General features: G+C 52.2%; 22 protein-coding genes. 5 read left to right on the top strand and 17 right to left on the bottom strand.

Going from position 1 to position 26,905, the window contains the following annotated elements; all coding sequences use genetic code 11:
• Window positions 1–32 precede the first annotated feature (32 nt).
• A complete protein-coding gene (locus B7988_RS01210) occupies window positions 33–407 on the bottom strand; it encodes a VanZ family protein (protein WP_249268790.1) in 375 nt (124 codons plus the stop codon).
• A gap of 160 nt (window positions 408–567) precedes the next feature.
• On the opposite strand from B7988_RS01210, the gene B7988_RS01205 reads away from it, so the two are divergent.
• A complete protein-coding gene (locus B7988_RS01205; protein WP_088656530.1) occupies window positions 568–1,761 on the top strand; it encodes a class I SAM-dependent rRNA methyltransferase in 1,194 nt (397 codons plus the stop codon).
• A 68-nt stretch (window positions 1,762–1,829) separates the two neighbouring features.
• Here the strand turns inward: B7988_RS01205 and B7988_RS01200 are convergent, their stop codons facing one another.
• Together B7988_RS01200 and B7988_RS01195 are read right to left on the bottom strand one after the other, a co-directional pair.
• Window positions 1,830–3,374: a family 16 glycosylhydrolase gene (locus tag B7988_RS01200; protein ID WP_170930503.1), complete on the bottom strand. Its 1,545-nt coding sequence runs from the start codon at window positions 3,372–3,374 to the stop codon at window positions 1,830–1,832.
• A gap of 220 nt (window positions 3,375–3,594) precedes the next feature.
• Window positions 3,595–4,968: a tetratricopeptide repeat protein gene (locus tag B7988_RS01195; protein ID WP_088656529.1), complete on the bottom strand. Its 1,374-nt coding sequence runs from the start codon at window positions 4,966–4,968 to the stop codon at window positions 3,595–3,597.
• 67 nt (window positions 4,969–5,035) lie between these two features.
• Between B7988_RS01195 and B7988_RS01190 the strand changes: the two genes are divergently transcribed.
• Entirely contained in the window at window positions 5,036–5,251 is a 216-nt protein-coding gene (locus B7988_RS01190) for a hypothetical protein (RefSeq protein WP_073053440.1), read from the top strand.
• Window positions 5,252–5,323: 72 nt separating this feature from the next.
• Here the strand turns inward: B7988_RS01190 and B7988_RS01185 are convergent, their stop codons facing one another.
• The 3 genes from B7988_RS01185 to B7988_RS01180 form a co-directional block, all read right to left on the bottom strand.
• Window positions 5,324–8,098 (bottom strand): hypothetical protein, encoded by a 2,775-nt coding sequence (locus tag B7988_RS01185; protein ID WP_249268789.1) that lies wholly within the window; start codon window positions 8,096–8,098, stop codon window positions 5,324–5,326.
• A gap of 149 nt (window positions 8,099–8,247) precedes the next feature.
• Window positions 8,248–8,370 (bottom strand): hypothetical protein, encoded by a 123-nt coding sequence (locus B7988_RS15360; RefSeq protein ID WP_255396653.1) that lies wholly within the window; start codon window positions 8,368–8,370, stop codon window positions 8,248–8,250.
• A 67-nt stretch (window positions 8,371–8,437) separates the two neighbouring features.
• Window positions 8,438–9,385: a metalloregulator ArsR/SmtB family transcription factor gene (locus B7988_RS01180; protein WP_249268788.1), complete on the bottom strand. Its 948-nt coding sequence runs from the start codon at window positions 9,383–9,385 to the stop codon at window positions 8,438–8,440.
• Between the two features lie 55 nt (window positions 9,386–9,440).
• Here B7988_RS01180 and B7988_RS01175 point away from each other — a divergent pair, with 55 nt between their 5' ends.
• On the top strand, window positions 9,441–10,247 hold the full coding sequence (locus tag B7988_RS01175; protein ID WP_088656528.1) for a phosphatase PAP2 family protein: 807 nt from the start codon (window positions 9,441–9,443) through the stop codon (window positions 10,245–10,247).
• Between the two features lie 77 nt (window positions 10,248–10,324).
• On the top strand, window positions 10,325–11,029 hold the full coding sequence (locus B7988_RS01170) for an FISUMP domain-containing protein (RefSeq protein ID WP_088656527.1): 705 nt from the start codon (window positions 10,325–10,327) through the stop codon (window positions 11,027–11,029).
• A gap of 92 nt (window positions 11,030–11,121) precedes the next feature.
• Here B7988_RS01170 and B7988_RS01165 read toward each other — a convergent pair whose 3' ends face one another.
• Both B7988_RS01165 and B7988_RS01160 read right to left on the bottom strand, forming a co-directional pair.
• Window positions 11,122–12,075 carry a hypothetical protein gene (locus B7988_RS01165; protein WP_073318272.1) on the bottom strand — a complete coding sequence of 318 codons (954 nt, stop codon included), beginning with the start codon at window positions 12,073–12,075 and terminating at the stop codon, window positions 11,122–11,124.
• Between the two features lie 20 nt (window positions 12,076–12,095).
• Window positions 12,096–12,896: an HAD hydrolase-like protein gene (locus B7988_RS01160; RefSeq protein ID WP_073318275.1), complete on the bottom strand. Its 801-nt coding sequence runs from the start codon at window positions 12,894–12,896 to the stop codon at window positions 12,096–12,098.
• Window positions 12,897–12,999: 103 nt separating this feature from the next.
• Between B7988_RS01160 and B7988_RS01155 the strand changes: the two genes are divergently transcribed.
• Window positions 13,000–13,728 carry an RsmE family RNA methyltransferase gene (locus tag B7988_RS01155; RefSeq protein ID WP_088656526.1) on the top strand — a complete coding sequence of 243 codons (729 nt, stop codon included), beginning with the start codon at window positions 13,000–13,002 and terminating at the stop codon, window positions 13,726–13,728.
• 46 nt (window positions 13,729–13,774) lie between these two features.
• On the opposite strand, the gene B7988_RS01150 is transcribed toward B7988_RS01155, so the two are convergent.
• The 9 genes from B7988_RS01150 to B7988_RS01110 form a co-directional block, all read right to left on the bottom strand.
• Complete coding sequence (locus B7988_RS01150; protein ID WP_141225516.1) at window positions 13,775–16,072, bottom strand: hypothetical protein; 2,298 nt, start codon at window positions 16,070–16,072, stop codon at window positions 13,775–13,777.
• Between the two features lie 71 nt (window positions 16,073–16,143).
• Window positions 16,144–17,328, bottom strand: a complete 1,185-nt coding sequence (gene purT / locus B7988_RS01145; protein ID WP_085534724.1) for a formate-dependent phosphoribosylglycinamide formyltransferase — start codon at window positions 17,326–17,328, stop codon at window positions 16,144–16,146.
• An 87-nt stretch (window positions 17,329–17,415) separates the two neighbouring features.
• On the bottom strand, window positions 17,416–18,924 hold the full coding sequence (locus B7988_RS01140; protein ID WP_088656584.1) for a hypothetical protein: 1,509 nt from the start codon (window positions 18,922–18,924) through the stop codon (window positions 17,416–17,418).
• A gap of 563 nt (window positions 18,925–19,487) precedes the next feature.
• On the bottom strand, window positions 19,488–21,140 hold the full coding sequence (gene ftsZ / locus B7988_RS01135; RefSeq protein WP_088656524.1) for a cell division protein FtsZ: 1,653 nt from the start codon (window positions 21,138–21,140) through the stop codon (window positions 19,488–19,490).
• Between the two features lie 34 nt (window positions 21,141–21,174).
• Window positions 21,175–22,416 carry a cell division protein FtsA gene (gene ftsA / locus B7988_RS01130; protein ID WP_088656523.1) on the bottom strand — a complete coding sequence of 414 codons (1,242 nt, stop codon included), beginning with the start codon at window positions 22,414–22,416 and terminating at the stop codon, window positions 21,175–21,177.
• A complete protein-coding gene (locus tag B7988_RS01125; protein ID WP_088656522.1) occupies window positions 22,409–23,215 on the bottom strand; it encodes an FtsQ-type POTRA domain-containing protein in 807 nt (268 codons plus the stop codon). Before B7988_RS01125 ends, ftsA begins: the two co-directional genes overlap by 8 nt.
• Window positions 23,216–23,267: 52 nt before the next feature.
• Window positions 23,268–24,650, bottom strand: coding sequence for a UDP-N-acetylmuramate--L-alanine ligase (gene murC, locus B7988_RS01120; protein ID WP_073318296.1), 1,383 nt, complete (start codon window positions 24,648–24,650; stop codon window positions 23,268–23,270).
• Entirely contained in the window at window positions 24,650–25,720 is a 1,071-nt protein-coding gene (murG, locus tag B7988_RS01115; protein ID WP_073318298.1) for an undecaprenyldiphospho-muramoylpentapeptide beta-N-acetylglucosaminyltransferase, read from the bottom strand. The genes murC and murG overlap by 1 nt, the downstream gene beginning before the upstream one ends.
• Entirely contained in the window at window positions 25,717–26,892 is a 1,176-nt protein-coding gene (locus tag B7988_RS01110) for a putative peptidoglycan glycosyltransferase FtsW (RefSeq protein ID WP_073318300.1), read from the bottom strand. The genes murG and B7988_RS01110 overlap by 4 nt, the downstream gene beginning before the upstream one ends.
• Window positions 26,893–26,905 lie beyond the last annotated feature (13 nt).

Here is a 26,905-nt window from a genome sequence, read left to right as displayed (position 1 = left end):
CTAACCACTAATCACTATCAACTTCCTACCGTCTACTTCGTACTGTCTACTTCCAACTCTTTTTCAGGCACGGGGTCGTAGCGATTCAAGATTCGCGTAACGATGGCGTAAACAACACCGCCCGTGAGGCCACCGGTTAAGTCTGCCACCAAGTCAAGCGCGCTGCTGTCGCGGCCTTCGACAAAGCTCTGGTGGTATTCGTCGGTGCAACCATAAACGAGAGCAAGTACGCCCACCACCAGCACGCGCAGCCACTGGCGTTTGGACCATTCGTTACGGGTCCAGAGCATGGCGTAACAACCGGCAAGAGTCGCATATTCGCAAAAGTGAGCCAGTTTGTCCCAAACATGCGGAAAATCTTCAAGCTGTTCATTCGTCAGCGAAGAAATCTTAAAAATGATTGCCATGCAGAGTACGCAAGGCACGGCTCTAAAGAAGGGGTACTTGTCAAATAGCGATTCAAACATCTTAGGTATGAGGTCGCGCCTTTGGCGCTTTGAGGTATGGGCCTAAAGATAGAAAAAGAGAGCATCTTCAAAAGTCTACATTATTTCTAAATTTGAATCCATGAAAGCGATTACCCTGAAAGCCGGACGCGAAAAGTCCGCATTGCGTTACCACCCCTGGATTTTTAGCGGAGCCGTTGACGAAGTTATCGGCGACCCGGAACTTGGCGACACCGTTGAAGTTTACAGCTACAAGAGCGACTTTCTGGGTCTTGCGGCATATTCGCCCAAGTCCCAGATCCGTGGGCGTTTTTGGACGTTCGGCGAAAAGGCAAACATTGACCGCGAATTCTTTAGCGACTTGCTGGACCGCGCGATTGCCGCCCGCAAGAGCCGCGGCTTCGATATCGAAGACAAGACGAGCGCCTTCCGCCTGATCAACGCCGAGAACGACGGCATTCCGGGCTGCATCATCGACAAGTACGCCGACATCTATTCTGTCGAAATCCTTGCAGCCGGTGCGGAAGTCCACCGCGAAACGATTTACGAGTTGCTCGCCGAAAAGACGCATTGCCGTGGCATTTACGAACGCTGCGATTCCGATGTGCGCAAAAAAGAAGGCCTGCAGCTGCGCACCGGTTGCGTTTACGGCGAAGTGCCCGACGAACCGGTCATTATCAACGAAAACGGAATTCTCTTCCCCATCGACGTGAAGAACGGTCACAAGACCGGTTACTATCTGGACCAGCGCGACGCTCGCCGCCGTATTGGCGAACTTTCCAAGGGCAAGAAGGTGCTAAACTGCTTCTGCTATACCGGCGGCTTCGGGCTCTACGCTCTCCGCGGCGGTTGCGAAAAAGTTTATCAGGTGGATGTTTCCAAGGACGCACTCAAGCTCGCCAAGGAAGGCATCATGCGTAATAAGCTCAGCACCGCACACGCCACCCATGTAGAAGCCGACGTGTTCCAGTACCTGCGCAAGTGCCGCGACAAGGCCGAAACTTTTGACCTCATCGTGCTGGACCCGCCCAAATTCGTAGAAAGCAAGGACAACTTGCAGAAGGGCGCCCGCGGCTACAAGGACATCAACTTGCTCGCCATGAAGCTCTTGGCCGAAGGCGGCATGCTCGCGACATTTAGCTGCTCGGGCCTCATGGAAATGGACTTGTTCCAGAAGATTATCGCGGATGCCGCCGCCGATGCCAAGCGGCGCGTTCAAATCATTGAACGCTTCGGCCAACCCGCCGACCACCCCGTGAATACGGCATTCCCCGAAGGTCAGTACCTCAAGGGATTGCTCGTACAGGTTGTTTAACCATTCTCTTAAAATAGAAGATGCCCGACTTAGTCGGGCATGACAGCGGGCTCGCGAAAGTTGCTATCTTACTTCTTGAACCGCCGGATATCCGTGCGGTTCTTATTTTGCACCACGACGTGGTACATTCCTGGAGCAAGCGACTCTACATTGAGAACCGCTGAATGTTTCGCACGTTTACGCATGACTTCGCGGCCCTGCAAATCCAGAATGCGAACAGTCGCGCCATTCTTAAACGTACTTGCCGGTTCGACAAACAACTGGCCGTCAACGTAATGGACCGATGTCCCGTACACGCTGGCATAGTTGCCTAGGTACGGAATTGCGGTCTTGCCGGTATCCGTAACAGACGTATCTTTCTTCGTCGTATCCTTCGAAGGAACAACATCGCCCTTGCCAAGCAAACGCCACATTTGGTTCCATTCCCAGTCATCGGCCCAACTCTGCACCACGCGCTCGCCATCCGTAGTTGCACGCAAGTACAAGCTGCTGTGCTGCATCTTCATACGCACCACGGAGCCTTCGTAGCCGGACTGCTTCTCCATGACAACCTTCTGATGTCCACCACCGTTCCACTTGTACAGGCCCATGGTAATACCCGCTTCGGTCGATTCGTTCGGTGTGTCAATGGACAAGTCGCCAAAGCCGAACCGGTACGTGGTCGAAGAAAGCGGAGTGATCGTGACGACGGCAGCATCGGAATTGCAATCGCCGAGAGCAAGTTTGTCTTCAGCGGTTCGAACCATGCAAGTTCCAAAGTTCATCGAGAAAATGCGTACCGTATCGGGCTTCGCAGGCTTGGCTTGCCACACGCGCACCCAATCCGCTTCAAAATACGCGGGCTTGTCGGTCGTGATATCAATATCATCGCCGGCCCAGCCACCAATAGCCAAGTTCACGATGATGTACTGCGCCGCAAGCTGTTTGATTTCAGTCGGGCGGTTGTAACTAGCAAACTTCTTGTCGTCAAAGTAAAAGCTTAAAGTAGATTCATCCCATTCCACGGCATAGTTGTGGAAGCCCGCAGAACGATCCACGTCGTCATCCTTGTGGCCGCCGAAAGACGCTTCATGATCCCACGCCGAGCCATGGTTGCTGTACCAGCTGGGGTCGGTGTAATGCAAGTAATAATGGTGCTGTTTGCGCGAAGCAGGAATTTCCAAGATGTCGATTTCGGGAGGCCAGCCGTCTTGCAGCGTCCAGAACGCAGGCCACGTTCCCTTTTGCGACGGAGCCTTGAAGCGGCCTTCAATGTAACCGTACTTGACTTCGAAGTGACCCTTGGTATCAATAGCTCCACTCGTGTAGTCTACCGGAAATTCCTTGTTGTTAAACTTCGCCTTTTTCCCGTTGGCATTCGGGTGGACTTTCTTTTCGCCTTTAAGCTTGAGTGTACCGTCAGAGACGATTACGTTCTCTTCGGCGCAGTAGGCGCGGTGGTTGTGCGTCGGTCCCCAGTTGTATGTGGGATTCCACTTTTTCTTGTCGAGGCTGGTGCCGTCGAAGTTATCTTCGAATACTTTTTCCCAGCCGCTAAAATTCGCCGGCGGGTCGGCGAACACAAAAGAGGCCGACAACGCCACAATGCTTGATATAACAAAAAGATTTTTCATATCCAATCCTCACCCAACACTTGCCTCTTAAATATACTTTTAAAAAGCCTTTTCACAAAGAAAAAAATCGGTAGCAAGTAAAAAACGCTTGCAATAAGGATTGCAAGCGTTCATTTTTGTGAATCCGTAAAAGGAGATCCCCACCCTGGTGGCCATGCGCACTAAAGAGCAAAGCTCTAAGTGCTGTCCGCCGGGTCTAACGCCCGGGAAGACAATCAAACTATCTAGTTCTGCGCGGCAACTCAGAAGCATGCTTTTCGAGCCACACGGCATCTTCAAGCGCACGTTCGGCTTCGGCCGCCCAGTCAGAATCCGGAAACTGCTGCACGACTTCGCGGTAACGCACCACGGCGCTATGGAAGTCACGAAGTTCGCGGTAAGCATTGCCCAGCTGCAACATGGTAAAGTAGCGTTCTTCGGGCTGCTGTTCAGTTTCGAGCAAGGCCTTGTACATCTTGACAGCCGATTCAATACTACCGGCACTGTAGAGCAAGTTTGCATTAGCAAGAGTCGGAGTGCCAGACGGAGCATCGGCAATGTCAGCCACCTTCGGTTCTGCAACCGGAGCTTCTTCCACTACCTTTGCCGGAGCGGGTTCGACCGGTTTCGATTCTGCCTTCACATCGGCCTTAGCCACCGATTCAGTTGCCGGAGCAGCGGCAGGCTGATTCTTCGCTTCTTTTTCTGCCTTGATTTCGGCGATGCGGGCTTCGGCAGCGGCGCGGTACTTGGCGCTAGGAGCGGCCTTCTTCATGTAGGCGGCCAAGAACTTGAGTTCCTGATCCTGCTTCTTGTTGTTCTTTGCAATCAAGGCGAGGAAGTAATTGGCGTCGTTGCCTTCTTCCTTGTATTCAAGACCCTTCTTCAGGTTGAATTCAGCCTTGTCCATTTCGCCGAGTTGGTAACGGGTCAGGCCCGCGTAGAAATACGCACCGGCGTGTCCGGGCTGCTTGCGCAAGACTTCGCGCCACATGGGAGCGGCTTCCTTGTACTTGCCCTCGGCATAGAGAGCCTTGCCCTTTTCAAACGGATCGTTCGAAGAGGCATCAACCTTTGCGGGTTCAGTCTTTACAGGTTCTGCAACAGCAGGAGCGCTAGCCTTTACAGGTTCCGGCTTAGCCACTTCCACAGGCTTCGGTTCCGGCTTGGGTTCGGCGACCTTGGCAGGTTCAGCAGCCTTCACAGGCTCCGGAGCGGGCTCAGCAACAGAAGCCGCTTCAATCGGTTCTTCTACCACAGGATTGTTTTTCGGATCCTTGGCACGTTCGGCATCTGCTTTCGCCTTTTGACCGAGGGCCTCGTAAACCTTGGCAGCACCTTCGTAGGCGGCACTCATGGTCGGTTCAAACTTGTAGGCAAGGCGGAAGTTTGCAAGTGCCCCGCTGTAATCCTTCATTTTCATGCGAACTTGCGCGGCGGCATAGTAAGCGGCGGCATCTCTCGGGTTTTCGGCCAGAACAGCACGGTATTCACCAAGCGCCATTTCAAAGTCGCCTTTCGCCTCAAAACGGGCGCCCTGTTCCATTCGCGGGTCCGCACTGAACGACAGCCCCACCAAACATGCCAATGCAATCGCAGAAATTCGGATATTCATGCCCCTAATTTAGCAAAATTATTTTTAGAATTCCCGCTAGGGCCTCAAGAAATACTACATTCAAGGCATGAGCAAACTGATCGCACGTATCTTTGTCGGAATCTTCATGGCCGCCATCCTAATGGCCATCAATGAATTTCTCGTTCCCGAAAGCCTCTACATGAACGACGCTTTCAACCATTTCATGAGTGTCTGCTACTTCGCCTGCATCATTGTCCCGTGCGTCATCTACTTTATCAAGACGCCCCCCGGAACAAACAACAAGGGCGAACGCATCGGCTAATCACAAGGCATAGCAAAAAGGACTGTTTCACAACAGTCCTTTTAAAATTTATTTCAACGTTCAATTCCTGATTTACTTCTTGCGGTTGCGCACTGCAGCCACTGCGCCGAGAGCAATCAGCAGCACGGCGGCGAACAAGCTCACCCAAACGGTCTTATGGAACGGCTCGCTTCTGTATTCCATGCGGACTTCGGAATTGCCAGCAGGAATCTGCACGGCGCGCAAGGTTCCAAACGCCTTGTAGACTTTAGTTTCTTTGCCGTTCACGTAAGCCTTCCAATACGGGTGATAATTGCCGGCGACGACCATGAAACCTTCGCGGTCCGCAGTCACATTGAATACCTGCGTATCCATCTTGGGGCTTGCGACAAGCTTTGCAGAACCCTGGATCGGGCCCTTGGCGGCCACGCTACCCTTGCCGTCGAATTCCGGAGTTTCAGACAAAATAACTTTTTCGCGGTAGAAGAACTTGCCCGGTTCATCGCCGAATTCAGGGACTGCCGGTTTTGCCGGAGCCAAAGCTACAGCGGAATCAGCGGTAGCGCTATCGGCGGTCGCCACGGCGGAGTCTGCAACGGATTCTGCCACCGGTTCGGCGGTTTTCAGTTCACGAATGGCGGCCTGCGTCTGGAGAGTCTTGATGGCAGCGGAATCATCCATCACCACCGCTTCGCCGTAGAGGTAAGCCTCGCCCATCGCCGTCGGAATCGGCATGTAGGTCGTTCCCTGACGACTATCGAAAATGATGGCACCCACGTTCATCAAGTCGAGGAACGGGTGCACTGCCGTCGGGTCATTGATATTCATCAGGTAGTTTGCATCCTGCTGACCGCCGCGGAAAGTGCGGTAGCTCGCCAGTTCGTTATCGTGAATACCGTCAGCATTGCGCATGTGATACTGCGAGAAAATGTTTCCGCTCAAGGCCTTGTTGCGGGAAAGCGAAAGCACGCGCGGCGTATTCAGCGAATCAGCCTTGTAAGGAGCCTTGATGGCGGCAACCACCGGATTAGTCGGTTGCAAGTATTCGTTTGCCGGAACATTCTGAACGAACGCGCCATCGATAAAGAAAAGTTCGATACCTGCGGCAAGCGCAAGAACGCCCGCCTTGTGAGCCACCGGAGCCTTCCACTTTGCCACAAAGAGCGTTACCGCGACAATCACCAGCACCAGCACAAAACCAGGAACGGCCTTGCCGGCAGTCGCATTCATCACGATTTCGTTCAGCGGCTTAAAGTAAGGAGCCGTAATCGGGTCTTCCAAAAGTTTCTGGCCGCTCATGAGCATCACGCCGAGGTAGGCAAAGCCAATAAAGATGCAAGCCTGCAGTGCACGCGGAGTTCCCGGAAGGCCCTTCTGGAAAGCCTCGGTCAAGTTGGCGACCGTGAACTTTTTCTTCTGATCATCAAGGCTCATTACGCCAAGACAAAGGGCGGCATAAAGAATCATCACCACCAAGCCGACAGGGCCAATAAAGGTCGTCCAGGCAAAACGGGCAATCAAGGCAAGCACCAGGAGCACGCCATACATGGCAGAACCATGCAACAGGGCGCGGCGGTTATCTTCGGCTTCGGCAGTTTCTTCGGGAGTCTTGCCATCGGCCGAGAGAGCCTTCAAAACCGGGCCCGCCATCATCACCAGCAAGAGCGGCAACCAGAACAGCGCCATGCCCGGAGCGCGGAAATTCTTGACACCGGGAAGCACATTGTACCACAACTTGAACAGCGGAGAATGGTCGCCCATGCCGTAGCTCAAGGCAACGACTGCACCCAGGCCCCAGAAGGCCGCATAGCGACGCTTGCCAGGGAGGAACAGGCAAAGGAATCCGAGGAAGGTAAGGAGCGCGCCCGCATTGTTATGGTCCAACTTGAACGCATTGTGGCCCCAATAGAACGGCGAACCGCCCTGCAGCTTGCGGTATTCGTCCATCGAGAAACTCACGAAAGAGGAGCCTTCGAGGTCACCCGTCTTTTCGTTCTGTTCGTAAACGTCTACACCCACAAAGCCCGGCAACAGAATCTGCGCCATTTCTTCTTGGTGCAAAGACCAGCTGACGGCGTGACCGTAATTGGTGTGGCTATCGTCACCGCGCACCGACTGCGTGGTCGTGTACATGTAAGGCGGTACAATCTGGAAGCAAGAAAGCGCAAGGCCAAAGCCGAGGCCCACTGCCGCAAGACCCAGGCGCTTGCCGCGAGTCTTCAGGGCATCGCAATGGAAGGCAACTTCGTAAAGCGTATAGAGGCCAGCGCCCCACAGGAACAGGTAAGTGAGCTGCAGGTGCGAACCCAAAATCATCCAGGCGACCGAGAGCGCAAGCACAATCATGTAAGGAATGCTACCCGAGCGTACCACCTTGCGAATGGCAAGCAGAGCTAGCGGCGCAATGGCAAAGACCATCATCTTGCCGTCGTGGCCACCGTACAGGTAGGTAAAAAATTCCGGCGAAAAAGCGTAAAGCATGCCGAGGAGCCCTGCCCACCAGCGGTTCCCCGTCAGGTTCCAGGCGAGAGCCATGGCGCTCATAAAGGCCACCCACAGCGTAAGGATAAACTTGAAACCCACAGCGCGGGCCGGGTCCATCAGGAACTGCACCCACACCAGCGGATGGTAAGCGTCGGCGAACAAGGCGTCGATGGTCGGCACGCCGCCCAAGCGGGAATCGTCCCATTCGGTGAGTACGGCACTTTCGGCACGCAGAATGCGGCTACCGATACCGTTCAGCTGGTCGCTGTTGAGCATGAGCTGGTTCGGGTCGAACGCAAAGTCGCGGAACACGATCAGCAAAATTCCAAGGAAAATGGCGGAAACCGCCACGAAAAATGCGGGCTTCTTGTTTAGGAAATTCATGCGAATAATGTAGATAATTCGGAGTTCGGAATTCGGAGTTCAGAATTATTAGGAACTATTATATACAAGCTACAAGAGCCGCTAAAAAACAGTAAGCACTAAAGGGCGGCCGGGAATCCAGCCGTCTTAATCAAAAAAATGTTTTAAAACTACTCTTCCGACTTGTTTTCGAGTTTGTCGTCGGCAGAAGAATACTTAATAAGGCAATACACGCCAAAGGCCGAGATGACACATGCGGCGGCAATGGCGACATACTTGATGATCTTTCCCATAATATTCTCCTATAAAATGCTCTTTACCAAAAGATATACAATTTTTTATCTAGAGGCAATAGAAAATTTATTTCTTTTTCAGAATCATGCAGATAACGGGCAGCTTCTTGTCGACTTCGTTTTCGCTCGGGATGATTTCGCTGGAGACGACATCGCAGTTGAATTCCTTGACAAAGAATTCGAGCTGACTGCGGTCAAAGCCAAGCCAAATGTGACCGTGCGTGGTGCGGAAAGATTCTTCTTTGTGCTGCGCCAAGTCAAGCAGGGCAAGCGTTCCGCCGCGTTTGAGGATACGGACAGCCTCCTTGAGGGCAAGGCGCGGATCTGTTGCATGATGAAGCACTTGGCTCATGAGCACGAGGTCGGCAAAGTTATCCGGAAGGCCTGTCTTGACCATATCGGCCACCTTGGGCGACACGTTCTGGATATTCTTCTGCTTTAAAATCTTCTGGAGTCCGCTAATCACTTTCGGGTCACAGTCAAGGGCAGTCACATGCTTGCAGCGGTTGCAAAGCATGAGCGTGAGGTCGCCGCCTTCGCCACAGCCCACATCGACTGCATTTTCGAAGGGATTCATGAGCTGGCTGAACAAGCTGATTTGCGCCTTGAGGCTACCGCCTGCCTGATCCAACTTGTGGATTTGGCCCTTGGTCTTGTCGGTGCGGTCTTCGAGCACCTGTTCTGCTCGGCACTTGAGGATATCCTTGTCCGGCAGTTCTTCGTAGGCATCGCGAATCATCGAAAGCATGCGGGTGCTCAGGTACAGTTCTTCGCTCAGGCGGTAATAGGCCTTGATGCCGTCGCGGCGGTCCTTGAGCAAATTGCAGGCAGAAAGCTTTGCCAGGTGGCGGCTCGCGTTACTCTGGTGAATGTCAAGAATATCCTTGATTTCGTTGACGGTGAATTCCGCCTGGTCCAGAAGCAACAGGATTTTGAGGCGCATTTCGTCGGAAATGGCTCCGAAAAGGTCCATGCTGGGTACAATCGGTTCGCGAGTATTTAAAGAATCTGCCACAAAAGCTCCATTCGTTTACGATAAAGCAATATAATTTTTTTAGCTTAGGGGCTGTATGAAATTTTTCAAAAGGTCATCGATTGTAGGTATTCTGTTCCTGATGGTTTTTGCGCAAGCTTCTGAAGTGGAACGCCCTACATACGAGCTGAACTTTGAAACAGATTTCCCGGTCACATTGGCCGCGGGCGGCATGTTCGGGATCGGCATGTTCCTTTATTCCCGCATGGATACCCCCGAAACGCTAAAAGACAAAGACGACCTTTTGCCCTGGGACAAGCCCCTGGCCGGTCGCTACAGCGGAACTGCCGACAAGGCAAGCGACATCGGGTCCGTTTTTGCCATTGCCCCGCTGGTGGTCGGCGGCATCGCCTGGCACGACGGAAGTTCCACCGGGAAAGAATTCGCCACCTTTACCGTGATGTTTGTGCAGGCCATTGGCATAGGAAACGGAATCAACGAGGCCATGCGCTCGCTTGAAATCTGGCCACGCCCCTACATGTATGCCGAATCGGGCGAAGGGCGTGAAAAGGCCGAAAGCGCCAAATCGGAAGCCTACGGGTCGTTCTTTTCGGGGCATGCGACCGCCGCTTTTACAGTCGCCACCTTTACCGACCAATGGTTCAGGACTGCCTACCCGAACTCCCCCTACAAAGGAATCATGAGGGCTAGCGCCTATTCGCTCGCCACCCTCGAAAGCGTGCTCCGCATCGCCGCCGGTAAACATTACTTTACGGATGTATTGGTCGGAGCGCTTGTCGGCACCGGCGTAAGCTTCGGAATTCTGGAAATGCACAAAAATCGGGACGAAAAGTACTCATTTTGGGTAGGGCCAAATGTTGCCGGCATCACACTCCGATTTTGAAATAAATTTGTAAGAATCTTTTCCAAAAACTCCTGTATATATTCAAAAGTGTAGGCACAACAAATTGCCTCAGGAGTATGGAAATGTTTGGAATCAAGTTCAATCGTCTGGTCGCTGCAACTGCAGTTCTCGCCCTTTGCTGCGGCGCAAGCTTTGCTGCCGGTCCCAAGAAAATGGGCATGCACAAGATGACGAAGGTGTCTGTCAAGAAGACGAACCTGGTCCACAAAGACAAGGCCGCCAAGCTTGAACAGCCCGAGCAGAATTTGAGCGAAGAAGAACTTTTTGCGCTTGCCCTTGAAAGCAAGAACATTTCCAAGGACGGCAACACGCTTACCGACACCCGCGACGGCAAGACCTACAAAGTTGAAATTCGTGGCGACAAGGCATGGATGAAGAGCAATCTCTCTTACAGCCTTTCTACCCCCAAGCAGTGCCTGCTCGAAGACGAAGGCAACTGCAAGAAATTCGGACGTTTCTACAGCCATAAGGAAGCCTCCAAGGCATGCCCCAACGGCTGGCACCTCCCCAACGACGGCGAATGGCGCGACTACCAGAAAGATCAGTCCAAGCTTGACTGGAACAACCTGGGCAAGGGCGGCTGCAAGGACTGGGACGGCTACTGCGAAGGCGATAACACCGGTCACTACTGGTCTGCTTCCAAGGTGAAAAAGAACACCGCCCGTTCCTGGGAATTCCGCAGCATGGCCCACAGCATCAACCGCACCGACGAAAGCCTCTCTAAAGGTCTCTACGTGCGCTGCGTGGCCGACCTCCGATAAGAATTTACCCGTATAAAAATCAAGGCTCCCGCAAGGGAGCCTTTTTTAATGCGATGTGTCGCACCAAGTGCGCCAATCAACTGTTTCGCTTTTTACTTCATGCCGCCAATCATCAAATTCACGATTCCGCGTGCGAATTCCTTCGGCTGGATTGACTTGGTGGTCGGAATTCCCTTTTCTTTCTTGAGGTCGAGAATCAGGTAGTCAAGGCAGTATTCTTCGTCATTGCCGCTGTAAGTGACATCAAAGAAGAAATCGTTGAAATCAAACGTTTCCTTGCTCTTGCTGTCCTTGTAGTCGGCATAGGCGGCTTCGCAATCTTGTTGCTCAAAAGCGTAACGCAGGTGGAAGTCCACATTGCAGGAGCGCTTGTCGTAAGAAATAACGATCCTGCCTTTAGACTCCTTGAAGTCCTGGACACGAATCTTTACGAGACCGTCGTACAGGGAAAGTTCATCGCAGTCGATAGCGCGAATGTCGGCCAGCATCTGCTTGTCATCCACCGGGCCTTCTTTTGTCTGGAAGCGTCCGTAGAATTCCTTGAGCTTGGCGTCGATATTTTCGATCGCGTTGACTTCTTTGTTGAATACGGAATAGTAATCCTTCATGAAACAGTTGCCGTCGTAACGAATCACATGGTTCATCACGTTCTTGTTGGTCAAGCGGTAACCGCCCTGAATCTTTTTGGAGGTATTATCTTCGTCGCCCCAGAAAGCCCTCGGGAAAGAGCCATCGCTAAGGTTGTACTTTCCTACAACATCTTTACCCTTCAAGATGGTCACAATGCCCTTGTTTTCGTAGGCTTTGTATTTAAGGGTATCCCACATGTCCGCTTCGGCAGGTCCGACCAAGTTGCCGAGCGTGCCTTCTTTACAGACCGGTTCTATTCGCTTGAAGGTGGAATCCTTCTTGTTATAGTCGTACTTTGCCTTGTCGAGAACCATCTCGAAGGACTTTTCCATGCTGAATGTTCCGGAAGAGGAATCGTCGCCGCAAGCAACCAGGGCAATCGCCGGCACCAGCGCCAATACAACATTCTTAATCATATTTTCTCCGTTTTTTAAAATCAGATTTCACCCTTGAAGAATGAATCAAAATCGATATCGCTCACCATGTCGACCACGAATTCGGGCTTGATGGTCAGCTTGTCCAAATCTTGCTGTTTGGTTTCGCCACAGAGCGGGAGCACGAATCGGCAGCCGCTACGCTTGGCAAGTTCAAAGTCGGTATACAGTCGGTCGCCTACGAACAGGATTTCTTCGGGCTTGTACTTCTTTAAAAGCCCCGAGAGCATGGCGGGGTTCGGCTTGCCGAAGCTGCGTTCCGGTTCTACGCCGTAAGCGGTCTTGAGGAGTGCCATGAAGCTTCCGATATCGGGCACGGGGCCGTTTGCATCGGGGCAGACAAAGTCGGTATGTGTGACCCAGAACGGAATCTTGCGTTGCACGCGGAACGAGAGTTCGCAAAGTTCGCGGTAGTCGAAACTGTTATGGTAAGCGATGAGCACGAGTTCGGTGTCGGCGACATCGGGGTGCAGGTTCAGCGTGGGGTCTTGCGCGGCAAACCATTCCGTGACTTCGGGGTTTGCAAAGAAGAATACGTTCTTGATGCCTTCTTCGTGAATGGCGTCGAGCGAAAGGTACAAAGCCGAGATGATTGCATCATCGGTGAGCGGGAGGCCCATGACCTTGAGGCGGTTTTCGTAGAAGACCGGCGACTTGCTGGTATTGTTACTCAAGTAGTAGACCGGCACTTGCTTTGCCACGCGACAGACAGTCTTTACCGCTTTGGGGTAAGGGCGGCCACTCAGGTACAAGGTACCATCGAGATCGAATACGACTGCTTTTACGGGAGCATGCTTCGGCATGTGAATGAATATAGTAATTAGTAGACAGTCGGAAGTAGACAGTAGGCAGTGGTTAGTGGTTAGGAATTGATGTTTTAATCAGTCTTTTTTTATCTTTTATAATATGAAGACACCTGACAGCCGCTTTTATTGCCCGCTGATTACAGCCGGCACCATTACCCTTGACGAAAACGAAAGCAGCCACGCCGTGCGCGTGTGCAGGGCGTGCGTGGGCGATGTCTTGCAGCTGTCCGATGGCGTGGGGCACTTCGCTGACGCAGTCATCGAGGTGGCCGACGCCAAGGCTTGCGTTGTCCGGGTGGATACGGTGATTGAATCGGAGAGAGCGCGGCCCAAGGTGTCGCTTGGAATCGCATGCCTCAAGGACGACGCCTTGGAAGAGGTTGTTTTTCATGCAGCGCAGACCGAAATCGACAAGATTATCTTTTTGCGCACGGACTTTTCGCAAGAGCCCAAGAATTCCGACCTTAAGAAGACCGTGCGCCGCGCAGAACTCAAGAGTCTCGTGAGCCTCAAGCAATCCAAGAAAGCCTGGATGACCGCAATCGAAGGCCCCGTCGAATTCGACAAGTGGCTCGCAAGCTACCATGGCGACTTGATTCTCTGCGACATCGACGGAGATCGCCAACTGAACTTAAGTGGCGACGGCTCGCGCACAAATGAGAATGATGCGCCCATCACCTTACTCGTCGGCCCCGAAGGCGGATTCTCGCCGCGCGAAATAGAAGCCATAAAGACCTTCCAGAACGGGAAGGTCCACTTGCTAAACTTGGGCAATACGCGCTTGCGTGCGCGCACTGCTGCAATTATTGCGCTCGGAAAAATTCTTTAGTAGATTGCTTCGTCCCTGCGGTCCTCGCAATGACGTGGGTTTTCACTTACCGGATTGTAACCGCTTTCGTTTGACCCGCGACCCGGATCAAGTAGCGGCCCGGCTGCATCACGCGCAACGCGACAACAGAACCGCTTGCGAAACCACGCTGCAACAGGCGGCCCTGCATATCCATGAGTGCGTAGCCCTCGCCCGCTTGCATGCCCGAGATTTCGACCATGCGGCCAGCGCTACGAACACTTACTGGCGACGCCGCGCGGGAAACGACAAACGAAGTCTTTCCGGTGCTATCCGGGACGGTCTTGCTATAGACCGGATAAAGGTCCGTTCCCACATTCTGTCCCCATACATCGCCATTGATGCCGTCTGCGTTGTAGTAATGAAGCTGTACGGCCACAGTCCCATCCGAGAAACTTTCGGCACCTAGCGTTTTATCAGAGAACGCATTGACGTATTCTACAGAAGAACCGTCGTCGACTTGACCAATTAACGGTAAAACTTCTCGTGACATTTTCTTGGCACCGAAATCGAGTCCATACGAATTGATAACATGGCCCTTGGAGTTATATCCGACACCGGAAATCAACACACCACCGTTTCCATTTTGAAGACTGGCAACGCTGTAGGAATTGACAATTTTAAAATTCGCATACGCATTACCGATTAAGCCTCCGCTAAAAGTACCGTCAACTCGCCCTGTCGCATAGGACTGTTCGATAACGAGATTTCCTCCGTTCAGTTTTCCAACAAGTCCACCCGAAGTCAGCGAACCCACGTACGATGAAGAATGGCAATTTTTTATAGACAAAGTTCCCTTATGGTTAGCATCGACAAGCGCGACAAAGGCTCCCGCAACGTTGTCACTCATTAAATACGAATCTTCGACGCCAAGGTTTTCAATTTTTACTTCGCGAAGGCTATCGGTTCCCTTAACCGAGCCGAATAGTCCCATATGTAATTCCGCCGCAGCGGTGCCAGGAAAATCATTTTCAAAAAACAGACCCGATATCGTATGTCCTGCTCCATCGAATGATCCATTGAAATTATTTATCGGATACCAACGAATTCGGCCGAACCTATCTCCATTCAACGTATCGTTCTTGAGAATATCCTTGTTGACAACGATATCCTTTGTCAACTTACCACACACAGGAACTTTTTTATACGAATACATGTTCGCGATAACAGCGAATCCATAAAGTTCTTCTGTCGAGCCGATTTGGTAGCAATCATCAACAAGTGCAGGAGTCTTGATAACCAGGGAATCAAAATCATACATATCTATATGATACTCTACCAACATTTTTCCACTTAATTCTAGACCGGACGCTCCAATATGTTGTCCCCATACAGAACCATCTACACCATCCTTATTGTAGCCACGCAGCAACATTGCTATCACGCCATTTTTGAGATTATCTTCATCTGCCAAAGCCGCAAAAGAATTTGCCTCATGCTCATGATCTCCATAATAAAAGCAATTATCGACATAGGTTTCGGCCTCATTGTACTTACCTAAAATGCGAACAGGCGTTGACTCAAAGGTACCCGAAACTGCATACAAATTAATCGCGTTGACTATATTTAATTTTCCTACCGAAGAACCAACAAAACCACCAACAACGTTACCGCGGACAGAGCCAGAATTGTAAGAATTCACAATAGAGAGACTACCGCTGTTAAAGCCCACCAAGCCTCCTGAAGCAGAATTAACCGTATCACGCGACGATGTAGAAACATAGGCATGATTGGACGATTCGCTTATTTTAACATCACTCGCACAACCAATCAAGCCACCGGTAATTTTTTGAGAATTTATAGTCCCAAAGTTGGAAGATCGGCTATTCAGGATTTCAGCGAATTCGGCTTTTCCGGCGATTCCACCAACGCAACCTTCACCTCCCCAAAAATACGTTTGGACCAACCGCAGGTTCTTCACGACTGCCTTTTTTTCAGGAGCATTGCTATCGCTTAGATTTCCACGAAGTTCTGCAAACAGCCCTACATTCGAAGAATCCTGCGTCTCGTTCATCAAGCCCGAAATAGTATGATTTTGTCCGTCAAACACACCGCTAAAAAGCTTGATCGGGGTCCACAAAACAGAATCCCCTTTTACGCTGAGTATACCACCTTTACCGACAAATTCATTAACGGCAATATCATTCGTGAGCTTGCCGCATTCGTCGTGAGTTTCAGACGCATTCACAATGTCTGCAAAGCCGAACAATTCGTCGGCTGTCGAAATGGCGTAACAACCGTCGGTATCAAGTGTGGGAACCGACGACGTAACAGTCTTGGCCGCGAACGCCATAGACGTCAAAGCGAGAAATAGGATTTTTTTCATAGAATCCTCTTCTCAATAATCACCAAACGATGTAAAGGTTCGCTCGGGGTTATCCCTTCGCAATAAAAAAACTACAGCGTCACCTTGACTTTTTCGCGCATGGCCATGACCTGGGCCTTGGCTTCTTCGACCGTATTGCGGCGGGCAAGCAGCACGCCCAGGCGGCGGTGGCCCTTGAGTTCGGGCTTGCCGAACAGGCGGAGTGCCGTGTCGGGTTCTGCAAGGACTTCTTCCAAGCCGCCGAACTTCACGTGGTCGGAATTGCCGTCGACCACAATTGCCTTCGAGGCGCTCGGGCCGTGGAATGCAATGTTCGGGATGGGCAGGCCGAGAATGGCGCGAGCATGCAGCGCAAATTCAGAAAGATCCTGGCTGATAAGCGTCACCATGCCCGTATCGTGCGGACGCGGAGAGACTTCGCTGAACAGGACTTCGTCCTTGCAAACGAAAAGTTCCACGCCAAAGATGCCGCGACCGCCAAGGGCGTCGGTCACCTTTTTCGCAATGACCTTGGCCTGTTCCAGGAGTTCCGGCTTCATCGGCTGCGGCTGCCAAGATTCCTGGTAGTCGCCACCCACCTGGTGGTGACCAATCGGTTCCAAGAAGCTCGTGCCTGCGACATGGCGAACCGTGAGCAAAGTAATTTCGTAATCGAACGGCACGAAGCCTTCCACAATCACGCGGCTGGCGTGGCCCGTGCGGCCTTCATGCTGCGAAATGTCCCAAGACTTCTGGATGTCGGCTTCGGTCTTGATGACGCTCTGGCCGTGGCCCGAAGAACTCATGACCGGCTTGATGACGCACGGAATGCCGATTTCCTTAACGGCAGCCTTGAAGTCTTCAAAATTGTCGGCGAAGCGGTACGGGCTCGTCTTGATGCCGAGTTCTTCGGCGGCAAGGCGGCGGATGCCTTCGCGGTTCATCGTGAGCTTGGTGGCCTTGGCCGTCGGAATGACGTTGTAGCCTTCCTTTTCGAGTTCCACGAGCGTGTCGGTCGCAATGGCTTCGACTTCGGGAACAATGTAGTCCGGCTTTTCCAGTTCAATCACACGGCGAAGTTCGGCACCGTCAAGCATGTTAATCACGTGGCTGCGGTGAGCTACCTGCATGCCGGGAGCATTGGCATAACGGTCCACGGCAATCACTTCGACGCCGAGACGCATCATCTCGATGATAACTTCCTTGCCGAGTTCGCCAGCTCCGCAAAACAGCACCTTGGTGGCACTAGAACTTAGAGGTGTACCGATTTCTGCCATATTAAACTCCTTGGTTTACAAGGAAAATATAGATATAGTAGACAGTTGGAAGTAGGAAGTTAACAGGGAAAAAGGGATTGTTTTCAATCAGAACTTCGTATCGACCGGATTAAAGGTCATCTTGATGCCGGAACGGATCCAGCCATCCTTGCCGTCTTCGTGCTTGTCGTGAGCCAAGTTGTCGTACTTGCGGAATCCACCGCCAAGGTAGAAGCCGAACCAGCTGTTATACTGCATGGAATAAAGCGCATCGACCAATGCCTGCGATTCCTTTACGCCAGACGGGGCCTTTTCTTCTTGAATGGCGACATCGTAGTCGGTGTAGAGTTCCTTGTCGCCTTGCTGCAGCCAGGCAAGCGTCATCTTGAGGGAATGTCTCCCCCATTTCCAGCCGAGGTCAAGCCACATGTCCAAAGCGTCGGAGCCACGGCGGTAACCAATCGGGTAATCGACAAAGTACATATCGGCGTAATCGGGGTCGTCCTGTTCGCGGTAATTACTGCGGTAAAGGCGGCGGCTCGAATATTCCAGCAAAGGCAAGCGGCCGTTGTTATGCAACGGGTCAGTGCGAACCACATCGAAGCGCCAAGAGAACGTGCCATAACGGCGCGTCGGAATTTCCTGGTAGTAGCCCGCCATGAAGCTGATCATGCTGCGGTTCGTGCCCTTGTCGTCATCTTCGCCCACGGGGCTGTTGATGTCTTCCATGTTGATTTGGCCATAGAACCTGGAATAACGGGCAGGGGTGAAGCCGAGTTCAAAAGTCGTGACCGCCTTGGTGTAGCCGCCCGCAAAATTGTTGTGCAGGAACATGAACGGATTCATGGAGCGGAATTCCAAATCCTTGCCGCCCACCATGCTTTCTTCAATAATGTAAGTCCAAAAGTGCGACGTTTCGACACCGATGCGGTGGTACACGAGATTTTTCACATTGTCGTCGTAAATGCGGTCGCGCTGGTTACTCGCCTGCTTGCCGTGTGCGGGGCACTTTTGTTCGGCCGCTTCGGAGCCCTTCGGGTAAACGCAACCTGTTTCGTCCGCAGCACCCGGGACATCGTCAAAGAGCCAGGCGTTTAACGAGCTTACCAAGAAGTCATAGCGGAAAATACCGGCCTTGAACTTCCAGTGCAAACCATCGTGGTAAGGGGTTCCTCCCAAAGCGAGGTCATTCGGGGAAACCTTGAGATCGGGGTCAAAGCGACCCAACTGCACGTAACCCACCGGGTTGTTCCACAAGGCATAAGCGTTAATGGGCACGCCAATGTCCAGTTCGCTCGGCTTGTAGGTAAAATTCGTTTTGAGCTTACTATCGTACCAGGCTTCGATATCTTTGCGCAGCGGCGCTTCCATCAAGAAATGGAAATCGCCATAGCCCGCACGAAAGCTAAGCGTAAAGAACGGATCGATATGTTCTTCGTAGCTGCGGGCGTTTTCTAGAGGTACGCGAAGTCCACGCCAGTTGTTGCCGTAATATTCAGCCGTATCGACCGCGAACGTCGGATCCGTCGGGCCACCGTTAAAACCGAAGTTGAAATCCGTACCAATCTGGAAATAGCCCTTGTACGTAGCAGAATCCGAAGACTCTGCAAAAGCCAAAGCCGTTCCAAGAGCACATAAACCAAAAAATAAGGACTTCAATTTCATAGAAAGAAATTTAAGTAAAAAAGGAGAAGCCCGCCTCCGCGGGCATGACAAATTAAGGTTTTCCGGCATAACGCGAGCGGATTGGGCGCGAGCGGATACAACGTGAGCCATAAGCGGCACAGCGTAAGCGTGGCGTGTTGGCGACCTTTGGCCACTTAGCACTTTAGTGCTTATGTGGACATGGCCCCCCCTTGCGGGGGGAGCAACGCGATATCACATTTTCATAAATGCTATAGAGCGTTGCGGTATATATAGATTACGTGAGCCGGAACGACCAAACGTAAGTTGGTCGTGAAGGCGAGAGCGAGGCGATATCACATTTTCATGAATACTATAGAGCCGAGCGGACATAATAAGGATCACCCAGGCAGGGAGACCCAGGTGACCCTTTTGTGTTGTGGTGAGTGCGCACCCGCGCACTCGTTGTGTGTGTGTTTAATTCTTGGGGAATTCAGCAAAACCCACCGGGGCTTTCGCCGCGGAACAGACCTTGCTGATTCTTTCAGCAAGACTCATTAGAAGTTGTTTGCGTTCATGTTCCTGTTGCGCAGGTAGGCAGGCAGGCTGAAGTCGATCGTTGCCGGAGCTGCAGCAACCGGTTCAGGTTCCACTTCTTGCTGACGCGTTGCAGCCGGGCGTTCCATAGTCACGGTAGCGCCATTGGCTACATTGCGAGCGTAAGCAGGCATGTCGTACTGAGTTTCGTAAGACGGAGCTTCGTAAGCCGGAACACCACCGTTCATGCGGTCTTCTTCGGCAACAGCAGACATTTCAGAAGTTTCGGAGCCCTGGGACACCACTTCTTCTTCGGCCGGAGCAGCAGCGTTGAATTCCGGAGAGCTGAACATGGCAGCATTCACAGAACGCATCACGGACGTTTCGGTCAGAGACGGAATGGAAGAGGTCATAGCTTCAGGAGCCGGCTGAGAAGCGGGCGTGTACTGCGGACGGGTAAACATTTCCGTGGATTCGGGCTTAACGGTCTGGAAATCGAACACGTTGAAACCGGTCGGACGCGGCGTTGCCTGCTGGATGCCAGCCGGAGCGGCAGGAGCCTGCTGAACCGGAGCAGACTGCTGAATGGTCTGCTGCGGAACGGTGAAGTTGCCAAAGCCAAAACCAGCAGAAGTGGTATTGACCTTAGGCTGATTGACGGCCGTGCCACCGCAACCGGTAGCGATAATGGTAATGCAAACCTTGTCACCGAGAGCCGGGTCAGTGATATCGCCGATAATGATGTTCGGGTTACCTGCTTCGCCGACCTTTTCGTAAATGTGATCCATAGCATCGCTATGTTCAAGCAAGGAGTAGTTTTCGCCGTGGGCAACATTCACGAGCACGCCAGAAGCGCCCTCGATATTGATGTCTTCGAGAAGCGGAGAGGCAAGAGCCATATCAGCAGCCATGATACCGCGGTTTTCGCCCTGAGCATAACCGGTACCCATGAGAGCCGAGCCACCCTTGAGCATGACCTTACGGATATCGGCAAAGTCAACATGCACAAGGCCATGACGGAACATGATGCCACAAATGCTCTGCACTGCGTTGCCAAGGATTTCGTCAGCCATCTTGAAGGCTTCATCCATAGTGGCCTTTTGGTTGGAGGCCTGGAGAAGAGTCAAAAGTTTCTTATTTTCGACAACGATGATGGTGTCAACAGCGGCACGGAGGGCGTTGATACCTTCCTGTGCAATAGTGGAACGAGCGTTACCTTCGAAGCGGAACGGCTTGGTCACCACGGCAACCGTGAGGATACCGAGTTCGCGGGCAATGTTTGCCACCACCGGAGCAGCCCCTGTACCCGTACCACCGCCCATACCGGCAGTCACGAACACCATGTCAGCGCCCTTCATGGCTTCCTTGATATCGTCCAAGTTTTCTTCAGCAGCCTTGCGACCGACTTCGGGGTCCATGCCGGCACCCAAGTTTCTGGTGGTCTTTTCGCCAATCAGAATCTTGTGGTCAGCGAGGCTCAAATCAAGCGCCATTGCATCGGTATTGATGGAATAGTATTCCACACCTTCAATATTCATACGCTTCATGCGGTTCACAGTATTGCCGCCGGCTCCGCCGACGCCGAACACCTTGACCTTGGCGTTGTTGAAGGATGGTTCCTCGCCCATTACGCGAGACTTTACCTCGAAGTTGAAGTTATCGATTTCACTCATGTTTTTATCTCCCTGATGTTGAGTGTTGATGTTGTTATAAATAAGTCCTGATGATTTCGAGAACACGCTGGAATCCTTTCTTCATGGAAACCGCGATCTGCGTTCCCGTTTCACGATTTTTCTTTTCGCGGTGCTGCTTGTTCGCATAATACAAGAGGCCAATACCCGTTGCGTAAGACGGATTCTGGTAGGCTTCCTGAATACCGCTCATGCCCTTGGGGCGGCCAACACGAACCGGCTTTCCAAACACCTTGCATGCGACATCTTCGATGCCTTCCAATGCGCAGCAACCGCCCGTAAGCACGATACCGCCATTGATAATGGAATCGAGCTGGTGAACCTTGAGCTGTTCATTGAGCTTGCAGAAGATTTCGCCTACGCGCGCCGTGATAATTTCGGCAAGAAGCTTGCGTGAGCAAGAGACATCGCCACGGTTACCCACGGCCGGAACCGGGAAGGTATCGTCTTCGATCAAGTTGCTGATGACGCAAGTTCCAAACTTTTTCTTGATTTCTTCGGCCTTCGAAAGAGCGATAGGCACATTGAGGCAACGGCTGATATCGCTCGTAATCGAGTTGCCGGCATATTCGTAAGAGAAGGTGAAGCGAACGGATTCATTCACGAACACGGCGATGTCTGCCGTACCGGCGCCAATGTCGACGAGGGCAACACCCAATTCGCGTTCGTCATTGGTAAGCACGGCACTTGCTGCCGCCAAGGGTTCCAGCACAAAGCCTGCCACATTGAGGCCTGCGCGGTTCACGCACTTGGCCAGATTCTGCAAGGCATTCTGCTTCACGGTCACCACTTGGACATCGACGCCCAAGCGACGGCCCGAACGGCCCTTCGGGTTACGGATATGCGGTTCGTCGTCGAGGTTGTATTCGCCCGGGAAGATATGAATGATTTCACCGGCCGAGGCGGGCAAGGTACTCGCCTGCTTCGTAACGTTGTCAATGTCTTCTTCACGAACTTCGCCCATGGGGAGCGTCACGATTCCCTGGGTATCCAAGGAACGCACATGCTTACCGGCAATGCCCACGTACACATCGTGCACATCGACGCGAGTCGTATTTTCAATGACTTGGACAGCCTGTTGTAATGTTTCCACTACAGAATCGAACTCGTCGGCATTCTTGAGCGGGAAATCGCCGCATTCCACAACGCGAACGTTTTCACCTTCGGAAACACCCACGAACAGGTTTATCTTCGATTCACCAATGTCAAGGCCAAAGATGTATTCGTCTTTTCTTTTGTCCTGTTTATTGTCATCCATTGACGCACCTCTTATCATAATTTCTTACATAGGCAAAGCCCGAATAGCGCATATCGACTTCACCTGCGCAAAGTAAATCCTTTGCAAACCCATTTTCAAGAGACTTGTACAGCGTAAACTGGTCCTTGTTCGACTTGAGATCCCTAAAGAGCGCGGTAAAGCCCACATCCCTGAAATAGACCTTCATGCATTCATCTTCCGTAGACCAGGTCACCTGCGACACGCGATTATAAAGTTCTGCATCGTACTTACGCATTTCTACTAGGAACTGGGTTACAGCCTTCACGTGTTCCATTGCCGCCATATCCATTACCGGGAGCCTCATTGCCGTTGCCACCGAGTACGGGAGCGGATAGCCCTTTTCGGAATAGATCGTTGCGCGGCCCTCCGAAAGAACCGTAAGCACCGGCGAAGTTTCGTGCAGTTTGATGTAGAGCGAAGACGGGAATTTCTTTTCGACCTTTGCCGAAAGAATCATCGGAAGCTGCATGAGCGAAGCTTCGACAGAATCGGCATTCAGTTCCGACATGAGCATTCCCGTTTCAACCTGGGCACCTTGCATCACGTCTTCCCAAGAAAGCATACGGTTGCCTTCGATTTCCACATACTGCAAGTGGCGCAGTTCCAGCGGATTGAAATGCTGCAAGTAGAAGCGGTTATGAATTGCAAGGACTGCAAGAACCACCAAGATAATGGCGAAAATCCAGCCGCGGCGCTTGAACCAATGCCAAGCCGAAGACACGCCGTTCTTTACCTTGCGGACGCGCTCTTGCTTGCGCTTCAGTTCGTTATAGCCCATTCGACGGCCGAGTAATGTTGTCTTACGTCCAGTCAATTCTAATCCCTAATACTTACAAGCATTCCTTCAAAATTCTTTCACCCAGTTTCCAGATGTTTCCGGCGCCCATGAGCACCACCACATCGCCCGGCTGCAATTCCTTCTTGAGGATCGGCAGCAAGTTCAGCTGGTCGCCCACAAAGCGGGAGTCACGGTGGCCGCGGTCCGAAGCGCTGTTCGACACGAGCGCACCCGTCACGCCTTCAATCGGCTTTTCGCGGGAAGCGTAAATGTCAGTCACCAAGAGCACATCGCAGTTCGCAAAGGCACCGCCAAAGGCATCGTGCTGGTCGCGGGTACGTGTAAACAGGTGCGGCTGGAATGCAACGATAATGCGGCGGTCCGGGAAGGCGTCGCGGAAACCGAGCAAGGTCGCCGTTGCTTCGGTCGGATGGTGGGCGTAGTCATCAAAGACCAGGACATCGTTCTTTTCGCCGATGAATTCAAAGCGGCGCTTGACGCCTTCGAATTCGGCGCAGGCCTTGCGGGCGATATCGGCAGAGATGCCTTCCTCGATGGCGAGGGCTACGGCAGCGGTTGCATTCAGCACGTTGTGGCGGCCAGGAATCTGGAGCTTGAATTCGCCCAGGCTTTCGCCATCGTTCAAAATTTCAAATACAGGAAAACCCTTTTCAAAGCGCAGGTTATCTACGCGGTACTTGGCCTGGCGAGTAAAGCCGTAAGTAATCACAGGCTTCTTGAGGCGGGCCAAAATCTGCTGCACGTTCGGGTCGTCGAGGCAGACAATCACCTGGCCGTAGAACGGAATCTTGTTCGCGAACTGCACGAAGGCATCCTTGATGTCTTCAATGTTCTCGTAGGTATCCAAGTGGTCAGCGTCAATGTTTGTGATGATTGCAGAAGACGGCATCATCGAAAGGAAGCTGCGGTCAAATTCATCGCTTTCGGCAATCAGGTAGTCACCCTTACCGACCTTAGCTCCACTGCCCTTGCCCTTGACTACACCGCCCACGATAATGGTCGGGTCAAGGCCGGCTTCTTCCCAAATAGCTCCCACAATAGAGGTGGTCGTGGTCTTGCCGTGAGTGCCGGCAATCGAAAGCGTGTACTTCATGCGCATGAGTTCGCCCAGCATTTCTGCTCGGCGAATCACCGGAATACGGCGGTTGCGGGCTTCAACAAGTTCCGGGTTATCGTGCGGAACCGCAGAAGAATAAACAACGAGGTCAGTATCTTCCACATTAGAAGCTTCGTGCTTCGAGAATACCTTAATGCCAAGGCCCTTCAGGTAATCAATCACCTGGCTTTCACCGGTATCGGAGCCGCTCACCACGAAACCGTTGTCGTGGAGCACTTCGGCAATACCGGACATACCGGCGCCACCGATACCTACAAAATGAAGCTTACGGACTCGCTTACAATCATTAATCTGCATTAATCATTCTCCTTAGAGAGGATAACACGAGCAATCTGGTCGGCAGCATCGGGCATTCCGAGCTTTTTCGCCGCGATGGCCATCGAATTCAAACGGTTTTCATCAGCCAAGAGCTGTTCCACCTTTTCCCACAGGTGATTTTCTTCGGCGTCAAGTTCCACAAGGGCGGCACCCGCCTTCTCTACCACGCGGGCGTTATGTTCCTGGTGGTTCGCAGTTGCATGCGGGAACGGCAAGAGGATCGAAGGCTTACCGAAGGCCAAGATTTCGGCCAAGGCAGAAGCACCGGCGCGGCTGATAATCAAGTCGGCATGTTTCATGTAGGCGTAAATGCCATCCAGGAAACCGCGAACTGCCACATTCTTGACTTCACCCACGCGAGAACTGATGGATTCCACGTTCTTGACACCCACCTGCCATACCACGGAAACATCGTCGCGGGCGGCAATGGTCTTGATGCTTTCTTCAATCTTGTTGTTGATGCCCACTGCCCCCTGAGAGCCACCAACAATAAACACGGCCTTTTTGCCCGGAGCAAATTCTGCCGGACGCGGCAAGGAATCGCCAATCGGCAATTCACGAACCGGGTTGCCAAAAATCATGCATTTTTCTACCGGGAAGAACTTGGCAGCTTCTTCGGAGGTTACAAAGATGGTCTTTGCGTAGCGGGCGCCCACCTTGTTGGCGACACCTGCCACCGCATTCTGTTCCTGCAGGTAAACCGGAATGCCGGCAGTGCCTGCGGCAAGCACAATCGGGAGCGACACATAGCCACCGGTTGCCACGACAACGTCGGGCTTTACCTTCTTAATCACGCTCTTGGCGCGCACCAATGCCTTGGACAAATTGAACGGCAAGGCCAAATTCTTGAGGAACGGGCCACGGTGCAGAGGAACAGCCGAAATGTATTCGTAGGGCCAGTCTTTTGCCACCAAGCGTTCTTCCATGGAATCTTTACGGCCCGCAAAAGTAATGTCGGTCACGCCCATCTTTTTAAGGCTATTTGCAATGGCTACGGCCGGGAAGATATGGCCACCGGTACCGCCACATACGAAAAGGAACTTTTTCATACGCCACTCCTTGAATATTCATAGTTTCTGTAGGCACTGCTTTCGAGCGAAGCTCCGCTCATATAAGGTTCCTTGATCATCTTGCCTGTATTTGGTCTAGAAATGTTCAAAAGAATACCCACCGCCACACAGCTGTAAATTAAATTGGTTCCGCCAAAGCTTATGAACGGGAGAGGTTGGCCCGTCGTGGGGAAAAGACCCACACAAACGCAGACGTGAACCAAAAAGTTGAAGAAAAGCGAGAACGTGAGAGCCACGGCCAAGTACTTTCCGAATCGGGTCGAAGACTGGCGTGCAATCGAGAATCCTTGCGCAAACAGAACCGCATACAAGGCAAGCAAGAAGAAGGTTCCCAAGAATCCGAATTCTTCGCCAGCCACCGCATAAATCACGTCTTTGTGAACTTCGGGCAAGTAACCCAGTTTCTGCACACCCATGCCGAATCCGGTTCCCGAGAATCCGCCGTTACCCAAAGCGAGCAAAGCATGTTCACCCTGCCAGTTCGAAGCGACCATTTCGCCTTCGGCAGCCGTAAACGCCTGAATACGCTTACTCGAATGCCCCGTCATGAGCAGCATGATAATTCCCGGCGGAATGGCGGCACCAATCGCAATGGCGAGGTACTTGTAATTCACACCAGCCGTGAGCATCACGCAAATCACGACCATCGAAAGCATCATAAGCATCGAGTAGTTCGGCTGCATAATCAAGAGAAACGCCGTAATGCCAAAGAAGATTCCCGGCTGAATGATAGTGCAAGCGACACTCTTGATGTTGTCGCCTGCCTGCGAGAACTTTCCGCAAATGCAGATGAGCATGCCGAGCTTCATGATTTCAGAAGGCTGAATGCCCAAAATCCAGCGGTTCGCACCCTTGACACCGTGGCCCGACACAAGAGCCGCAATCGTAAGGACAACGCCTACAAAGAAGGTAATGCGACCGAGCCAGACCCAGTGACCGTAATCCAGGAATCGGGCAAGGCCAAGCATCAGAATCAAGCCAAACACAGCCTTGATCAGGTGCTTCTGCAAGTAGTATTCTGCAGGAAGTCCATGAGACACAGCAAAATGGGCCGATGCCGTATACACGATAGGCACCCCCAAACAAATCAGCAGCAACACAACTACCAGGAGCAGCTTGTTCATGCCGGTATTTGCAACTGTGTTTTCCATTACTTCGTTATAT

This window comes from Fibrobacter sp. UWB1, from assembly GCF_002210325.1.
Classification (GTDB): Bacteria; Fibrobacterota; Fibrobacteria; order Fibrobacterales; family Fibrobacteraceae; genus Fibrobacter.
Note: the sequence above shows the minus strand (reverse complement) of the source record. Positions and strands in the feature narration are given on the sequence as shown.

Excerpts from the sequence above, each read along its gene's own strand:
- B7988_RS01210 (WP_249268790.1), bottom strand. The coding sequence starts at position 407 with ATGGCAATCATTTTTAAGATTTCTTCGCTGACGAATGAACAGCTTGAA.
- B7988_RS01205 (WP_088656530.1), top strand. The coding sequence starts at position 568 with ATGAAAGCGATTACCCTGAAAGCCGGACGCGAAAAGTCCGCATTGCGT.
- B7988_RS01200 (WP_170930503.1), bottom strand. The coding sequence starts at position 3,374 with ATGAAAAATCTTTTTGTTATATCAAGCATTGTGGCGTTGTCGGCCTCT.
- B7988_RS01195 (WP_088656529.1), bottom strand. The coding sequence starts at position 4,968 with ATGAATATCCGAATTTCTGCGATTGCATTGGCATGTTTGGTGGGGCTG.
- B7988_RS01190 (WP_073053440.1), top strand. The coding sequence starts at position 5,036 with ATGAGCAAACTGATCGCACGTATCTTTGTCGGAATCTTCATGGCCGCC.
- B7988_RS01185 (WP_249268789.1), bottom strand. The coding sequence starts at position 8,098 with ATGAATTTCCTAAACAAGAAGCCCGCATTTTTCGTGGCGGTTTCCGCC.
- B7988_RS15360 (WP_255396653.1), bottom strand. The coding sequence starts at position 8,370 with ATGGGAAAGATCATCAAGTATGTCGCCATTGCCGCCGCATGTGTCATC.
- B7988_RS01175 (WP_088656528.1), top strand. The coding sequence starts at position 9,441 with ATGAAATTTTTCAAAAGGTCATCGATTGTAGGTATTCTGTTCCTGATG.
- B7988_RS01170 (WP_088656527.1), top strand. The coding sequence starts at position 10,325 with ATGGAAATGTTTGGAATCAAGTTCAATCGTCTGGTCGCTGCAACTGCA.
- B7988_RS01165 (WP_073318272.1), bottom strand. The coding sequence starts at position 12,075 with ATGATTAAGAATGTTGTATTGGCGCTGGTGCCGGCGATTGCCCTGGTT.
- B7988_RS01160 (WP_073318275.1), bottom strand. The coding sequence starts at position 12,896 with ATGCCGAAGCATGCTCCCGTAAAAGCAGTCGTATTCGATCTCGATGGT.
- B7988_RS01155 (WP_088656526.1), top strand. The coding sequence starts at position 13,000 with ATGAAGACACCTGACAGCCGCTTTTATTGCCCGCTGATTACAGCCGGC.
- B7988_RS01150 (WP_141225516.1), bottom strand. The coding sequence starts at position 16,072 with ATGAAAAAAATCCTATTTCTCGCTTTGACGTCTATGGCGTTCGCGGCC.
- purT (WP_085534724.1), bottom strand. The coding sequence starts at position 17,328 with ATGGCAGAAATCGGTACACCTCTAAGTTCTAGTGCCACCAAGGTGCTG.
- ftsZ (WP_088656524.1), bottom strand. The coding sequence starts at position 21,140 with ATGAGTGAAATCGATAACTTCAACTTCGAGGTAAAGTCTCGCGTAATG.
- ftsA (WP_088656523.1), bottom strand. The coding sequence starts at position 22,416 with ATGGATGACAATAAACAGGACAAAAGAAAAGACGAATACATCTTTGGC.
- B7988_RS01125 (WP_088656522.1), bottom strand. The coding sequence starts at position 23,215 with ATGGGCTATAACGAACTGAAGCGCAAGCAAGAGCGCGTCCGCAAGGTA.
- murC (WP_073318296.1), bottom strand. The coding sequence starts at position 24,650 with ATGCAGATTAATGATTGTAAGCGAGTCCGTAAGCTTCATTTTGTAGGT.
- murG (WP_073318298.1), bottom strand. The coding sequence starts at position 25,720 with ATGAAAAAGTTCCTTTTCGTATGTGGCGGTACCGGTGGCCATATCTTC.
- B7988_RS01110 (WP_073318300.1), bottom strand. The coding sequence starts at position 26,892 with ATGGAAAACACAGTTGCAAATACCGGCATGAACAAGCTGCTCCTGGTA.